The organism is Streptococcus sp. Marseille-Q6488 (assembly GCF_946902925.1).
GTDB lineage: Bacteria > Bacillota > Bacilli > Lactobacillales > Streptococcaceae > Streptococcus.
Window position 1 is genome coordinate 48,488 of sequence record NZ_CAMPPZ010000001.1, and the last position, 15,344, is coordinate 63,831.

The 15,344-nt window shown below is 39.2% G+C and carries 17 protein-coding genes; 6 read left to right on the forward strand and 11 right to left on the reverse strand.

The window, feature by feature from the left end:
* Positions 1 to 62 precede the first annotated feature (62 nt).
* The 4 genes from ylqF (at position 63) to xerS (ending at position 4,834) form a co-directional block, all read left to right on the forward strand.
* The gene (gene ylqF / locus OVN23_RS00150; RefSeq protein ID WP_218764507.1) at positions 63 to 914 is read left to right on the forward strand and encodes a ribosome biogenesis GTPase YlqF; all 852 of its coding nucleotides are present in this window, start codon (positions 63 to 65) and stop codon (positions 912 to 914) included.
* Positions 901 to 1,680: a ribonuclease HII gene (locus OVN23_RS00155; protein ID WP_218764508.1), complete on the forward strand. Its 780-nt coding sequence runs from the start codon at positions 901 to 903 to the stop codon at positions 1,678 to 1,680. The genes ylqF and OVN23_RS00155 overlap by 14 nt, the downstream gene beginning before the upstream one ends.
* 15 nt (positions 1,681 to 1,695) lie before the next feature.
* Positions 1,696 to 3,246 carry a ClC family H(+)/Cl(-) exchange transporter gene (locus OVN23_RS00160; RefSeq protein ID WP_267240024.1) on the forward strand — a complete coding sequence of 517 codons (1,551 nt, stop codon included), beginning with the start codon at positions 1,696 to 1,698 and terminating at the stop codon, positions 3,244 to 3,246.
* A 517-nt stretch (positions 3,247 to 3,763) separates the two neighbouring features.
* Positions 3,764 to 4,834, forward strand: coding sequence for a tyrosine recombinase XerS (gene xerS, locus OVN23_RS00165; RefSeq protein ID WP_172930548.1), 1,071 nt, complete (start codon positions 3,764 to 3,766; stop codon positions 4,832 to 4,834).
* Positions 4,835 to 5,047: 213 nt separating this feature from the next.
* On the opposite strand, the gene pdrM is transcribed toward xerS, so the two are convergent.
* The 11 genes from pdrM to dhaK form a co-directional block, all read right to left on the reverse strand.
* On the reverse strand, positions 5,048 to 6,400 hold the full coding sequence (gene pdrM, locus OVN23_RS00170; RefSeq protein WP_267240025.1) for a sodium-coupled multidrug efflux MATE transporter PdrM: 1,353 nt from the start codon (positions 6,398 to 6,400) through the stop codon (positions 5,048 to 5,050).
* A 10-nt stretch (positions 6,401 to 6,410) separates the two neighbouring features.
* Complete coding sequence (locus OVN23_RS00175; RefSeq protein ID WP_267240026.1) at positions 6,411 to 6,674, reverse strand: hypothetical protein; 264 nt, start codon at positions 6,672 to 6,674, stop codon at positions 6,411 to 6,413.
* A 13-nt stretch (positions 6,675 to 6,687) separates the two neighbouring features.
* On the reverse strand, positions 6,688 to 7,956 hold the full coding sequence (locus OVN23_RS00180; protein ID WP_267240027.1) for a dihydroorotase: 1,269 nt from the start codon (positions 7,954 to 7,956) through the stop codon (positions 6,688 to 6,690).
* A gap of 12 nt (positions 7,957 to 7,968) precedes the next feature.
* On the reverse strand, positions 7,969 to 8,433 hold the full coding sequence (locus tag OVN23_RS00185; protein WP_267240028.1) for an NUDIX hydrolase: 465 nt from the start codon (positions 8,431 to 8,433) through the stop codon (positions 7,969 to 7,971).
* A gap of 9 nt (positions 8,434 to 8,442) precedes the next feature.
* On the reverse strand, positions 8,443 to 9,096 hold the full coding sequence (locus tag OVN23_RS00190) for a uracil-DNA glycosylase (protein WP_267240029.1): 654 nt from the start codon (positions 9,094 to 9,096) through the stop codon (positions 8,443 to 8,445).
* A 61-nt stretch (positions 9,097 to 9,157) separates the two neighbouring features.
* The gene (locus tag OVN23_RS00195) at positions 9,158 to 9,850 is read right to left on the reverse strand and encodes a YjjG family noncanonical pyrimidine nucleotidase (RefSeq protein WP_112443710.1); all 693 of its coding nucleotides are present in this window, start codon (positions 9,848 to 9,850) and stop codon (positions 9,158 to 9,160) included.
* Between the two features lie 38 nt (positions 9,851 to 9,888).
* Positions 9,889 to 10,086 carry a hypothetical protein gene (locus tag OVN23_RS00200; RefSeq protein ID WP_000658758.1) on the reverse strand — a complete coding sequence of 66 codons (198 nt, stop codon included), beginning with the start codon at positions 10,084 to 10,086 and terminating at the stop codon, positions 9,889 to 9,891.
* Positions 10,083 to 11,084, reverse strand: coding sequence for a hypothetical protein (locus OVN23_RS00205; RefSeq protein ID WP_173249760.1), 1,002 nt, complete (start codon positions 11,082 to 11,084; stop codon positions 10,083 to 10,085). The genes OVN23_RS00200 and OVN23_RS00205 overlap by 4 nt, the downstream gene beginning before the upstream one ends.
* 487 nt (positions 11,085 to 11,571) lie before the next feature.
* Complete coding sequence (dhaM, locus tag OVN23_RS00210) at positions 11,572 to 11,946, reverse strand: dihydroxyacetone kinase phosphoryl donor subunit DhaM (protein ID WP_173234977.1); 375 nt, start codon at positions 11,944 to 11,946, stop codon at positions 11,572 to 11,574.
* Positions 11,946 to 12,521, reverse strand: a complete 576-nt coding sequence (gene dhaL, locus OVN23_RS00215) for a dihydroxyacetone kinase subunit DhaL (RefSeq protein ID WP_024057029.1) — start codon at positions 12,519 to 12,521, stop codon at positions 11,946 to 11,948. Before dhaL ends, dhaM begins: the two co-directional genes overlap by 1 nt.
* Positions 12,522 to 12,542: 21 nt before the next feature.
* The gene (dhaK, locus tag OVN23_RS00220) at positions 12,543 to 13,532 is read right to left on the reverse strand and encodes a dihydroxyacetone kinase subunit DhaK (RefSeq protein ID WP_173234975.1); all 990 of its coding nucleotides are present in this window, start codon (positions 13,530 to 13,532) and stop codon (positions 12,543 to 12,545) included.
* A gap of 153 nt (positions 13,533 to 13,685) precedes the next feature.
* On the opposite strand from dhaK, the gene dhaS reads away from it, so the two are divergent.
* Together dhaS and dhaQ are read left to right on the forward strand one after the other, a co-directional pair.
* Entirely contained in the window at positions 13,686 to 14,216 is a 531-nt protein-coding gene (gene dhaS, locus OVN23_RS00225; protein WP_000168606.1) for a dihydroxyacetone kinase transcriptional activator DhaS, read from the forward strand.
* Entirely contained in the window at positions 14,213 to 15,202 is a 990-nt protein-coding gene (dhaQ, locus tag OVN23_RS00230) for a DhaKLM operon coactivator DhaQ (RefSeq protein ID WP_023936903.1), read from the forward strand. The genes dhaS and dhaQ overlap by 4 nt, the downstream gene beginning before the upstream one ends.
* Positions 15,203 to 15,344: the final 142 nt, after the last annotated feature.

The following is a 15,344-nucleotide window of genomic DNA, read 5'->3' on the forward strand; positions in this document are numbered from 1 at the left end:
TTCAAGCGATAGTAAAATAAAATAAGGGCTCTAACCCCTTGCTACGAAAGGAAAAAAACTCAATGGCTACTATTCAATGGTTTCCTGGTCACATGTCTAAAGCGCGTCGACAGGTGCAGGAAAATTTAAAATTTGTTGATTTTGTGACGATTTTGGTGGATGCACGCTTACCTTTATCTAGTCAAAATCCTATGTTGACCAAAATTGTTGGTGACAAACCAAAACTTTTGATTTTAAACAAGGCAGACTTGGCTGATCCAGCAATAACCAAGGAATGGCGTCAATATTTTGAATCACAAGGAATCCAGACGCTAGCTATCAACTCTAAAGAGCAAGTAACCGTAAAAGTTGTGACGGATGCTGCTAAGAAACTCATGGCTGATAAGATTGCTCGCCAGAGAGAACGTGGTATCAAGATTGAAACCTTGCGTACCATGATTATCGGGATTCCAAACGCTGGGAAATCAACTCTCATGAACCGTTTGGCTGGTAAAAAGATTGCAGTTGTCGGCAATAAACCAGGGGTTACCAAGGGACAACAATGGCTCAAAACTAATAAGGACCTTGAAATCCTAGACACACCAGGGATTCTCTGGCCTAAGTTTGAGGATGAAACTGTTGCGCTTAAGTTGGCCTTGACTGGAGCTATTAAAGACCAGTTGCTTCCTATGGATGAGGTAACTATTTTTGGCCTCAATTATTTCAAAGAACATTATCCAGAAAAGCTAGCCGAACGCTTCAAACAAATGAAAATTGAAGAAGAAGCACCGGCCATCATCATGGACATGACCCGCGCCCTCGGTTTCCGTGACGACTATGACCGTTTTTACAGTCTCTTCGTGAAGGAAGTCCGTGATGGCAAACTCGGTAACTATACCTTAGATACATTGGAAGACCTCGATGGCGACGATTAAAGAAATCAAAGAACTCCTTGCTACGGTCAAGGAATTAGAAAGCCCTATTTTTTTAGATTTTGAAAAGGATAATCGCTCTGGAGTTCAAAAGGAAATCAGCAAGCGTAAAAAAGCTATTCAGGCAGAATTGGATGAGGATCTTCGTTTGGAATCCATGCTTTCCTATGAAAAAGAACTTTACAAGCAAGGACTGACCTTAATTGCTGGTATCGATGAGGTCGGCCGAGGTCCTCTGGCTGGGCCAGTAGTCGCTGCTGCCGTTATTTTACCTAAAAATTGTAAAATTAGAGGTCTCAACGATAGCAAGAAAATTCCTAAAAAGAAACATCTGGAGATTTTCAAAGCCGTTCAAAACCAAGCCCTGTCAATCGGAATTGGTATCATGAATAATCAAGTCATCGACCAAGTCAATATCTATGAAGCGACCAAACTAGCTATGAAGGAAGCAATCTCTCAGCTCAGTCCTCAACCTGAGCACCTTTTGATAGATGCCATGAAACTGGAGTTGCCCATTTCACAAACCTCCATCATCAAAGGTGATGCTAATTCCCTCTCGATTGCAGCAGCTTCCATAGTAGCCAAGGTGACCCGTGATGAATTGATGAAAGACTACGATCAGCAGTTCCCTGGCTATGATTTCGCTGCAAATGCAGGATATGGAACTGCTAAACACCTAGAAGGACTCGAAAAATTAGGAGTTGCCCCAATTCACCGAACCAGCTTTGAACCAATTAAATCACTGGTTTTAGATAAAAAAGAAAGTTAATTGAAAGGAGATACCATGGAGGAACAGTCGGAAATAGTCCGTTCTAAGAAAGAATTCGCCTTTGCATCCAGCACTATACTATCCCAAGTTGGTCGAGGAATCATTGTCGGCCTCGTCGTTGGAATTATCGTCGGATCCTTTCGTTTCTTAATTGAAAAGGGCTTCCACCTGATACAAGGACTTTATCAAGATCAAGGGTACTTATTTGTTAATTTATTTATTATCGCCCTGTTTTATCTAATCATCTGCTGGCTCAGTGCCAAACTGACACGCTCTGAAAAAGATATTAAAGGCTCAGGAATTCCGCAAGTCGAAGCCGAACTGAAAGGTCTCATGACCCTCAATTGGTGGGGAGTTCTTTGGAAAAAATATATTCTAGGAATTCTTGCTATTGCTAGTGGACTTATGTTAGGTCGAGAAGGGCCAAGTATCCAACTGGGAGCTGTTGGTGGTAAAGGTATCGCCAAGTGGCTCAAATCCAGTCCAGTAGAGGAACGTTCCCTGATTGCAAGTGGGGCAGCAGCAGGATTAGCTGCTGCCTTTAATGCTCCAATAGCGGGTCTTCTCTTTGTCGTAGAAGAAGTCTATCATCACTTTTCTCGCTTTTTCTGGGTATCTACTCTAGCAGCTAGTCTCGTAGCAAACTTTGTCTCTCTGCTCATATTTGGCCTAACACCCGTACTGGATATGCCAGACAATATCCCACTCATGACCCTAGATCAGTATTGGATATATCTCGTCATGGGAATTTTCCTTGGATTTTCAGGTTTTCTCTATGAGAAAGCTGTATTAAACGTCGGAAGAGTTTACGACTTGATTGGTCAAAAAATCCATTTGGATAGAGCTTATTATCCAATTCTGGCCTTCATTCTCATCATACCAGTCGGAATCTTCTTACCCCAAATCCTTGGTGGTGGAAATCAGCTGGTTCTTTCCTTAACTGAGCAAGATTTTAGTTTTCAAGTTCTATTAGCTTACTTTTTAATTCGCTTTATCTGGAGCATGATTAGTTATGGAAGTGGTCTTCCAGGAGGAATTTTCCTACCTATTTTGGCTCTCGGTTCCTTACTTGGTGCCCTAGTTGGTGTCATTTGTGTCAATCTTGGACTTGTCAGTCAAGATCAATTCCCTATATTTGTTATTCTAGGAATGAGTGGTTATTTTGGAGCAATATCCAAGGCTCCCTTAACTGCTATGATACTCGTAACTGAGATGGTAGGAGATATTCGCAACCTCATGCCACTTGGTCTTGTCACTCTTGTCTCTTATATTATCATGGATTTGCTCAAGGGTGCACCAGTCTATGAAGCCATGCTGGAAAAAATGCTTCCAGAAGAAGTATCCAGCGAAGGAGAAGTTACACTTATCGAAATACCAGTTTCTGATAAAATTGCTGGGAAACAAGTTCATGAACTCAACTTACCACACAACGTCCTCATCACTACCCAAGTCCATAATGGCAAGAGCCAAACAGTTAACGGCTCAACCAGAATGTATCTGGGTGATATGATTCATCTAGTTATTCCAAAAAGCGAAATTGGGAAAGTCAAAGATTTGTTGTTATAGTATAATTGTTACATAATTTATGTTATGTAAATATCAACTTAATTTATTTAAATAACCGATTCTCAGCAATGAGATCGGTTATTTTTTACAGATATTTCTCATACAAATAATTGAACGATAAAGCATAAAGCTAGAAAGGAGTTTACTGTATCAAATCTGTACAGTAAGATTAAAATCATGAAAAAGAAAACGATAGCGATTATACAATGTATTTTGTATCTCATAGCTCCTTATATAGCTCTTCAGTTATGTAGAATGAACAGAAGTATCGTTACTGATAATCTCTTTTTTATTTTCCTTATTCTGTTGACTATTTCATTCTGGTTTAGTATTTGGAAGCTAGAAAAAGCACTAGATAATTATTCACAATAATAACTCCAAAGATTTAGACCTGAGTAAAAAAGATCTAAGTCTTTTTTAAAAATCTCTACAACATCTTTCCGAAAAACTATAATTTTCTTGAAAAATATATAGGTCTATGCTATACTACTAGTAGACTTATTTATGGAGAAAATACATGAAACGTGAGATTTTACTAGAACGAATCGACAAACTAAAACAAATCATGCCCTGGTATGTTCTGGAATACTACCAATCTAAGCTTGCTGTTCCTTACAGTTTTACAACCTTGTACGAATATCTCAAGGAATATGATCGATTTTTCAGCTGGGTTTTAGAGTCTGGTATCTCAAACGCTGATAAAATGTCTAATATTCCTTTATCTGTCTTGGAAAACATGTCAAAGAAAGATATGGAGGCTTTTATCCTTTATCTTCGAGAACGTCCTTTGCTGAATGCTAATACAACCAAGCAAGGAGTTTCTCAGACAACCATCAATCGGACTTTGTCAGCACTTTCTAGTCTTTACAAGTATCTGACCGAGGAGGTTGAAAACGATCAGGGGGAACCTTATTTTTATCGTAATGTAATGAAGAAAGTTTCAACCAAAAAAAAGAAAGAAACGCTTGCTGCCAGAGCTGAAAACATCAAGCAAAAACTCTTTTTAGGTGATGAAACAGAAGGTTTTCTAACTTATATTGACCAAGAGTATCCACAACAACTTTCAAATCGCGCTCTCTCATCATTCAACAAAAATAAAGAACGTGATTTGGCCATTATTGCCCTTCTCTTGGCGTCTGGTGTTCGCTTATCTGAAGCTGTTAATCTGGATCTAAGAGATCTCAATCTCAAGATGATGGTTATTGATGTCACTCGAAAAGGTGGCAAACGTGACTCGGTCAATGTCGCTGCTTTTGCTAAGCCTTATTTAGAGAATTATCTAGCCATTCGAAATCAACGCTATAAGACGGAAAAGACAGACACAGCGCTCTTTCTGACCTTATACCGAGGTGTACCAAATCGTATCGATGCTTCCAGCGTTGAAAAAATGGTTGCTAAATACTCAGAGGACTTCAAAGTCCGTGTAACACCCCATAAACTGCGCCATACCCTAGCAACTAGGCTCTATGATGCAACCAAATCGCAAGTTTTGGTTAGCCATCAGCTAGGACATGCCAGTACACAAGTCACTGACCTCTATACCCATATCGTCAATGATGAACAAAAGAATGCTCTGGATAGTTTATAAAATACATAAAATAAATTATGTAAAATATAGCTCATAAAAAGAAGCTGCTAAAAATAAGCAACTTCTTTTTCTTTCTGTCTGATACCAGCAAAGTAGCGTGGAATATCAATTGTTTCTATATTTTTGAAGTTCTCGTCTACCTACTACTAATGTAACTATAGCAAAAATAATGCAGATAAGGAAGGATATTTTTGCTTGTAGGAATTCTAAAAATCAAGCTTTTCTGGATTCAAATCTCTTCATAATCACAGTTAGACGCCAACGGTAGAGCGCCCCACTCACAATCAAACTAATAATCAAGCCGATCCAGTAAGAATAAGCTCCAAAATCTGTTAGGGAATCAAATAGCGTAGCCACAGGGATTGCTACGCCCCAATAACCAACCAAACCAAGGTAAAAAGGAATAACTGTATCCTTATACCCCCGCAAAATTCCCTGAAGCGGTGCCGCAAAGGTATCTGCTAACTGGAAGAAAAGACTATAAGTTAAAAAACGCGCTGTCAAATCGATAAATTTTGGGTCGTTACCATAAAGACTGGCCACATTTCCCCTAAAAATGTAAAGGAAGGTTAAGGTGAAGGCCGCAAAAATGAGGGCTGTCCATCTTCCTAAACCAATATAGGTTTTCGCATCATCAAATCGCTTAGCTCCCACTTCATAAGACACGACAATGGCCATAGCCGATGAGATACTCATAGGAAAGGCGTACATGAGACTTGAAAAGTTCATAGCTGACTGGTGACTAGCGATAATCAAGGACGAGAACTTCGCCATAATCAAGCCAACCACGGAAAAGATGGCTACTTCCGCGAAGACAGTCCCCCCAATAGGCAGACCTAAACGAACTCCTTCCTTGATTTTATCCATATTAAGCGGAATTCGTTTCTCAAGGTGTAGGGCTTTGAGCTTCTCCTGTTTAAATAAAACCAGAACAGAAATTCCCAGCAAGACCCAGTACGCCAAGGAAGTACCTAAACCAGCCCCAGCACCTCCCAGCTCTGGAACACCAAAGGCACCGTAAATCAAGAGATAGTTAAATCCGCTATTGAGAGGCAGTAATAAAAGCATAAGATACATGGACAGTTTGGTCAACCCCAGCGAGTCCAGCAAGGAACGAATAACGCTAAAAAGTAACAAGGGGATAATTCCGATAGATAAAAACCAAAGATAACGAACCGCTACTGCTGCCACTGGTGCTTCTAGTCCAATATGATTCAAGACAGGTGGTGCCAAGAAAAGTACCATCCCCAGTAAGAACACAGATAGACCCAGGGATAGATAGATGAACTGGTAAAAATCAGACGCAACTTCTTCCTTTTTGCCTCGACCAAGATGGTGACCAATGATGGGCACCAAGGCTGACACAATCCCTGTCAGGAAGGTAAAGAAAGGATTCCAGATACTGGTTGCCATAGACACACCAGCCAAGTCCATAGTATTGTATTGACCTGTCATTGCAGTGTCAACAAAGGAGGCAGAATAATTGGCAAATTGATAAATCAGGATAGGGAAGAAAATTTTTAAAAATAATACTAACTTCTCTTGTAAACACTTTGTCTTATACATACTTCTCTTTCTATTCTTCTGATTTATCTAAACCAAAGAGTTTCAGACCATATTTCTTCAAACTTAGCGGAGGATTATTAGATTTTGAAGTAGTATGCCAACACGCACATGTACGACAATAATAGCTTCTAACTAAACCTCCATTATCATATTGAACTGCATGATCGGCTTTTTCTTTAGTTTCATATTGAATTTTAGAACGATTGGCTGCGGGACAGTAAATTCCGCTATTAGATTTTGCTTGTCTCTCCCTACGTTTTCGAAAATAATTCATATTCCAACTCCTATCAAGCTTGATAGACGATTTGTCCCTTACAAATGGTAAATTTAACCTGCCCTTTTAAGGTTTCACCGATGAATGGTGAATTAGCTGCTTTCGAAGCAAAATGGGAGTCCACAAGGCGGTCAACCTTAGCGTCAAAGATAGTGATATCCGCTGGACCATTCTCAGCCAAGTAACCTGCTTCAAAGTTATAAAGCTTGGCTGGGTTGTAGGTCATTTTTTCTAGTAATTCCATCAAGCTCAACTCTCCAGCTTCCACCAAATAAGTCAAACCGAGTGAAAGAGAGGTTTCCAAACCTGTCATGCCAGATGGTGCTTTGGTAATATCCTCAACATTTTTTTCATCCGCATGGTGAGGCGCGTGGTCAGTCGCGATAACTGTGATGACACCTGATTTAAGACCTTCGATAACAGCACGACGGTCTGATTCCAAACGAAGCGGCGGATTCATCTTAGCATTGCTACCTTGTGTCAAAAGAAGAGCTTCTGTCTTAGAGAAATGCTGTGGCGCTACTTCTGCTGTTACTTGCGCACCCAGCCCCTGAGCAAACTCAACTACTTTGACACTCTCTTCCTTCGACAAATGCTGAATGTGAACATGAGCCTTGGTCGCATAGGCAATCATGACATCACGCGCCATCATAGCATACTCAGCCACCCCAGTCGCACCGCAGATATGGAAATGTTCTTTAGCAATATTTTCGTTAAAACCAAGAATCCCATTCAAACCTGGTTCTTCCTCATGGAGACTGATAAAGGTATTAAGCTTTTTGGCTTCCTCCATGGCTTCCTTGACAACCTTACTGCTCTCAAGCGGAATACCGTCATCAGAAAAACCAACGGCTCCAGCTTCTAAAAGTGCCTTAAAGTCAGTCAAATCTTGCCCATTAAAATTTTTAGTAATGGTCGCAACCGTCTTAACATGAATCTTCTCTTTGGCAGCTGACTGGAGAACTTCTTGCAAAGTCTCCACGTCCGAAATGGTTGGACTAGTATTAGCCATCATGACAACCGTTGTAAAACCACCTGCAGCGGCTGCTAAGGCACCAGTATGGATATCCTCCTTGTGCGTTTGACCAGGTTCACGGAAATGCACATGAATATCGACCAAACCAGGAGCAACGACTAGACCTGTAGCATCTAAGATTTCTGCTCCTTCTTCTTTAATCTCAGGTGCAATTTTGATAATTTCCCCATCTTGGACTAGAACATCACACACTTGATCCAAACCAGACTTGGGATCCATTACACGACCGTTTTTGATTACTAGCATCTGCTTTCTCCTTTATTCATAGAAATCAACTTGGGTATCCAACAATTTATCCCCATTATAAACAAACTTGGCTGAAAAGAAGGGTTTGTCCTCTAAAAGCCACTCAACAAAGGTATGGTCACCTTCCCAAGTAGGCTTGCTCAAAACCTCATCATAGGGAACCCATTCTAGTGTTCCCTCGTTGCATTCAATCAAGTCCCCCTCGAACTCTGTCACCTTAAAAACATAGGTGTACCAGTCTAAATCAGGTGTAAATTCAGGAAAAGTGATAACACCTTTTAGAACTGGCTTAGCTTTGAGCCCTGTTTCTTCAAAAATTTCCCGCGCCGCGCATTCCTGAGGTGTCTCTCCTCGCTCTAGCTTACCACCCACACCAATCCATTTTCCTTCATGGACATCATTAGGCTTCTTATTACGATGGAGCATGAGCAGTTCTTTTCCGTTATCAATGTAGCAAATCGTCGCTAACTGAGGCATATTTTCTCCTTATCTAAGCCAATCGATTGGCTCTTGTCCTGTCTCTTTTAAGAATGTATTGGCCTTGGAAAAAGGCTTGGAACCCCAAAATCCTCTGTAAACAGATAACGGACTGGGATGGGCTGATTCGATAATCAAGTGATGAGGATTGGTAACTAAGGCCTTCTTCTTACGTGCATAAGCTCCCCAGAGTACAAAAACGACTGGTCTATCTAGATGATTGACCACCTGAATCACAGCATCCGTAAAAGGCTCCCATATCTGACCAGCATGACCATTGGCCTGTCCAGCTGGAACTGTCAAGCAAGCATTTAAAAGGAGTACTCCTTGCTCAGCCCAAGCTGTCAAATCATGAGATTTCTTGATCCCGATATCATCTGACAATTCTTTCAAGATATTTTGCAAGGATGGCGGAGCTGGGATAGAGTCAGGTACAGAAAAACTCAAGCCCTGCGCTTGACCTGGCCCGTGATAGGGATCTTGCCCTAGAATCACCACCTTAACGTCTTCTAGGGGTGTGGTCAAGAGAGCCTGAAAAACCTTTTCCTTGGGTGGATAAATAGTCCCTTGAGAATAGACCTGCTCCATAAACTGATTGATTTTCCCGAAATAACCCTCAGGTAATTGCTCCTTAATCAAAGCATGCCAAGATGAGTGTCCCATAGCCGACTCCTTCATTTTTACTGCCTCTATTATAGCAAAAAGTGGCTTTCTAAACCACTTTTTACAGTTTATCTAAATAATCCAGCAAGTCTCGGTAAGAATGGACTTCGTAAGTCGGCTGGGCTTGTGTGTGATTTTCAACACGATGAGGGTTGTACCAGATAGTGTCAATCCCCGCATTATTGCCGCCTTGAATGTCGGCGGTTAGGGAATCTCCAATCATCAGCGTCTTTTCTTTGCTAAAACCTGCAATATGTTGACCGATTTTTTCATAAAAGAGAGCATCAGGCTTTTGTGTTTGCAATTGTTCAGAGATAAAGACTTGATTGAAATAAGGTGCTAGACCAGACTGAGCCAAACGCCCTGTCTGAATGGCAGTAATGCCATTTGTCGCAGCATATAGCTCATAATCACGCTCGATGAGGCTGTCCAAAAGTTCATGAGCACCCGAAATCGTTTGCCCCTGCTGAGCGAGGTAAAATTGATAACGCTGGGCTAGAAAACTACCGTCTTTTTCCTGTCCAAAGTGAGCAAATAAACGAGAAAAGCGCGTGTTAACCAGCTCTTGTTTACTGATTTTCTTTTGCTCTAAGTCCTTCCAGAGAGCCTTATTCATAGGAACATAATAGTCTTTATAAGCCTGAATATCTGCAACTCCTTCTTCTTTTAGAAGTTGCGTCAAAGCCACATCCTCAGCAGCATCAAAATCAAGAAGAGTGTGGTCAAGGTCGAAAAGTAGAAATTTGTAGGACAATTTGAGAGTTTTCCTTTCTAGGTATTTAATAGATTAGTTTATTTCTTCTTTTTCTTAGTTTTATTCATCAACATACCAACTACAACTGGAGTAACCACACTTCCAACTTGTCCAACAACTTTAAGTATCTTTTTTGCTTCATCTATTTTTTTGTTTCTACACGATTCGCACTTATTGTGCTTATAACTTGATGGTAAATCCCTAGTACATGTCTTGCATTTTTTTATTTCTTTCATTCTAGCACCTCTGTCTCAATAGAATCTGTTTTATTTGGCAATTTCATTATCGAAGTTTCAATTTTTGGCAATTCTTTTGTCCAGTAATTTGTAGGCGAAGGATCAAGTAAATCAAGTCTCTCTACTAATTTCTGAGAACTGAGATAAGTTTCGTTAATAAATTTCCCAAAGTAATCCAAACTTTTTTGAGCAGCTTTTTTCTCGCCCAACTCATTATAAGCTATTGCTGCTGATAGTGAAACGATATTTACAGCTGCTAATCCATCTCTAATCTCATTCATACGAGCTTCAATTTTATCTGGTTTATCCCCTTTTAATAACTTACCCCAAGTAGAATCTGGTTGTTCTTTGATAAAATTTACATTTGATTTTTGACTAAGCATTAAGAGATTTCTACTATCTTCTGCATCTGAAATAACTTGCAGTAACATCATTGTTCTAATGTTTGAATCTGATATCTCTCTAGCTTGCAAGAGTTTCTGTTGACAACTATAGGCTATTGCGAGTCTATCTGACTCCTGTCCTTTTCTGACGTCCTCGATAGCATATTGTACATTCTGAATCTCCTCTGCAATCTGAGCCATTTGAATTTGTGACGAATAATCGGCTAGCGCTTTATTTAATTCTGGTGCCAACTTAACAGATTTCAATGGTACATTTCCAACGACTTTATTAGTATTAGTATCTACTAATACCGCCAAAAGAGAGCCATCTTTCTTGGTCATTAATTTTAACACTCCTTGAGCAATTTGTTCCCGTTGTTCTGGAGAAAGAATTGCCTGAAAAACCTCTTCAGGTATACTAGATTGGACAACATTGATAAAGGCTGGAGCAGAATATAACATTTTTTCTACTTCAGATAAGATTTTATTTGCATTTTTGACTAATGGTTTGGCTATTTCTGGTAACTTATTAAAAAACGATGAGGGTTTTAGTTCATAACCATCAATATCAAGAATATCGAAGTCATCTTCTCCAAAAAATAAAACTTCATCCATAAATTACTACCTCATTATATTTAAATTATTAGAAATATTATACCATATTAAACAAAATTATGATTTTGATTTTTCTTTAATATTATTTATCCAATCATTTTTACTGGAATCTAACATAGAATAACACTATCCTATACAATTGACAGCCCAAATCTTTCAGAATAGAACAATTCTAGCTATCGAACAACTCAACTTCATAAATATCCATGTAATTCTAGGACTAAAATTCCTATAAACTAAATGTTTTCGTACTCTTCTAAGTCATTGATTGCTTTAAATCTAAATTTTTGAAGGATTCTAAAGCTAGAATAATCCCATTACAATTAGTTTTGAATGGTTCACAATTTAGAAACTCTATGGCTTTACTTCTGTTAAATTAAAAAGGAACTGCCCAAGCAATCCCTTTCTGATTTTGTAATAATCTACTTAAACTTTGATAGTAGAGATAAGTAATAACTCACCTAAAAAGGAATAATAGGAAGATTCCTTATTTATTGATTTCAAGCTCCGCCAACTGTGTTTGAATAACCGATAGTTCTGCCCCAGCCTGTAGAAGAGCAGCTGCAGTATAGGCGCCTTCTACAATTGGAACACTGTTGATGATGATACTCTTATCACTGAAATCAGCCACCATTTCTAAATTCATTTTAGCAGAACCTAGGTCAAAAAAGGCTAGTAAAGTATCTGCTTGATTTTCAGAAACAACCCTATCTACCTGATCAAAACTCGTTCCAATTCCTCCATCTTCGGTTCCTCCTACATAAGTAATCGGAACATCTTTAGCTACTTCACTAATCAGTTCAACAAGACCTTGTGCAATGTGTTTGGAATGTGAAACGATAACAAGACCAATGCTTCCCATTAAACCACCCCAGTTTCTAATAGAGCAGTAAAGAGTAATCCTGATGAAAATGATCCAGGGTCAATATGTCCGAGAGATCGTTCTCCTACATAAGATGCTCTTCCTTTAGTTGCAAGTAAATCTTTGGTAGCATTCACTACCTGATCAATAACCTCTTGAGTCAACTGGCCATCAGACAAGGCAGCAATAACAGGAGTCCAAACGTCAACCATTGTCTTTTCTCCAACTTCTGCTTTCCCGCGTTTGACAATCATATCCAAACCACTTTGTAAGATTTCTTCTAATTTCGAATTTGAATCAGCCTTGGCCATGCCCATAAAAGCAGAGCCATACAAGGGACCAGAAGCACCGCCTACCTTACTCAGTAGTTGCATTGAGACAAGTTTAAACACATCACTGCTGGTCTCAAATTGCTTTCCTTCTAAGTTTTCCATAACTGCAGCCATTCCACGCGCCATATTTCCACCGTGGTCTCCATCTCCTATAGGAGTGTCTAGCTCACTAAGATAATCTTTCTGTTCTTGAATCTTTTCATTAAAAAGCTTCATCCATTCAAGAGCTTGTTCAGCATTCATTCGATATTTCCTCCTTGAGTTTTACCAAGCTGGTGTAGTAACAGGTGCATTTAGAGCATCCAACCACTCATCATCTGCCAATCGAATCAATGTTAATGACAATCCAGCCATATCGATTGAAGTCATGTAGTTTCCAATTTTCTTAAATGCCAACTCAACACCTTTTTCATGGAGCAATTTTACCACATCATTTGCAAATACATATTGTTCCATAAGAGGCGTGCTTCCTAAACCATTGATGAGAAGCCCATATCGTTCACCAGTTTTAAGTTGGAAACCTTCAGATAATTTTTCAACTAATTCTGATGCCAATTGTGCGGAAGGCTGCATTTTCTCTTTCTTATACCCTGGCTCACCGTGAATACCAACTCCATATTCAAATTCATCATCTTCTAAAACAAATCCTGGTTTGCCAACTTCAGGAACAGTTGCTCCAGACAAGGCAAGACCAATTGTTTTAATTTCTAACACAAGTTTATCTGCCAAATCCTTTATTTCAGCTAATGATTTACCAGAACGAGCTACAGCCCCCAAAATTTTATGGACTAAAATAGTACCCGCAACACCTCGACGACCTTGGGTATAGAGACTATTTTCAACAGCGATATCATCATCAACCACAACGCTTGCTACGTCAATACCTTCCATTTCAGCAAGTTCTTGTGCAATTTCAAAGTTCATAATATCACCAGAATAGTTCTTGATGACCATAAAGACCCCAGCACCTTCATCAGCTGCCTTAATGGCTTCTAAAATTTGGTCGGGAGTAGGTGAGGTAAAGACTGCTCCACAAATAGCAGCAGACAACATTCCATCTCCTACAAATCCAGCGTGACTTGGTTCATGTCCTGAACCTCCACCAGAAATGAGTCCAACTTTTCCTGTCTTTTCTGCCTTTCTAACGATAACATCAAAACCATCTAAGCGTTGAACCAAGTCATCATGCATGAATGACAACCCCTGCAACATTTCATCAACAACCTGTGTCGGTTCATTTATAATTTTTTTCATGAGAAACTCCTTTCGGCATCTACCTTTATTTTCGCTTTCATTATATATTTTTTATCGCTGGCTGATAAGGGACAGATTCTATTATTTGTCCCCTTTTAAACCCGTTTCAAACATTTTTTTGGTAAAATGAAGGAAGTAAAAGAAAGGTTTCCTATGGCATCATCACTTATTACAAAAAAACGGATTGCCAAGGCATTTAGAGATCTATTAGCTACTAGAGAATTTGACAAAATCTCTATTGTAGATATTATGGAATCAGCTGGCATTCGTAGACAGACCTTTTATAATCACTTTCTTGACAAATATGAACTGCTCGACTGGATATTTGAAAATGACTTAACCGAGTATATCACCAATAACTTGGACTTTATTTCAGGCCAAAAACTATTACAAGAATTATTTTTTTATTTCGAACAAGAGCGTGACTTTTATATTCAACTTTTTGATATTCAAGGGCAAAATAACTTCTATGACCACTTTATCAGCTACTGTCGCTTGCTTGTATCAAAAATTTTAAGAGAATACGGTCAGATTGATATCGATTCATCTGCTTATACTTGTTTTTTGTTAGACTATCATTCACATGCTCTAGCAGAAATCGTGAAGGCTTACGTCAATAAAAAAAGTCCAGTTCCACAACCAGACTTTCTAATCATGACAATTATTGGAAAGAGACCACAATGACATTTATTTCAAATCATAAACAGAAAATTATTTCAAGTTACATTTCAGCAACTGTTAGCAGTCATCCCGAATTAGAAAAACACCCTACTTTACCATTAGTCTATCAAAAAAATCGAAATCCTCATCAGGTTCCAATCTTGTCGGGTGGAGGTTCCGGTCACGAACCTGCGCATATTGGATATGTGGGAGAAGGAATGCTTACTGCTGCTATCTATGGCCAATTATTTACTCCACCTACAAGAACTGAAATCTTAGAGTCCATTCGTTTTTTAAACAATGGTCACGGTGTCTTCATCATTGTAAAAAATTTCGAAGCAGACATCAAAGAATTTAGCTGGGCCATTAACACCGCTAGACAAGAAGGAATTAAAGTCGGCTATAGTCTAGCACACGACGATATTTCTATTGAACCTCACAATAGATTTCAAATTAGAGGAAGGGGACTTGCAGGGACAATCTTACTTCATAAAATCCTAGGATATGCAGCTCAAAATGGTGCCGACATAGAGCAACTAACTGATTTAGGTCATGAACTTGCTCCCGAAATCGCAACAATTGGCTTTGCAACGAAAGCTGCTAGTCTCCCCCAAGCCCCCCTTCCACTATTTAACTTGGAAGAAGGAAATATTTCTTATGGTATTGGGATACATGGCGAAGAAGGCTATCGTATCGTCCCATTCCAATCATCGGAAATCCTTGCAAATGAAATTATAAGTAAATTAAGATTGCACTATCATTGGAAAAAGGGTGATCAATTTATATTGCTTGTAAATAATCTAGGTACTACTACCAACCTAGAAATGGGCATATTTATCAATGACATCCTTCAACTCTTAGAAATTGAAGGAGTCACTATTACCTTTATAAAATCAGGAACATTTATGACCAGTCTAGATATGGCAGGTATATCCGTAACTCTTTGCCCTGTAAAAAATAAGCAATGGTTAGAAGCGCTCAATGCTCCAACGACAGCTTTTGCATGGTAATTTGCTTGTATAACTCAAAAGGGCTACATCACTTGATAGCCCTTTGCTTTTATCTTATACTCAATGAAAATCAAAAAGCAAACTAGGAAACTAGCCGCAGGCTGTACTTGAGTACGGCAAGGCGACGTTGACGCAGTTTGAA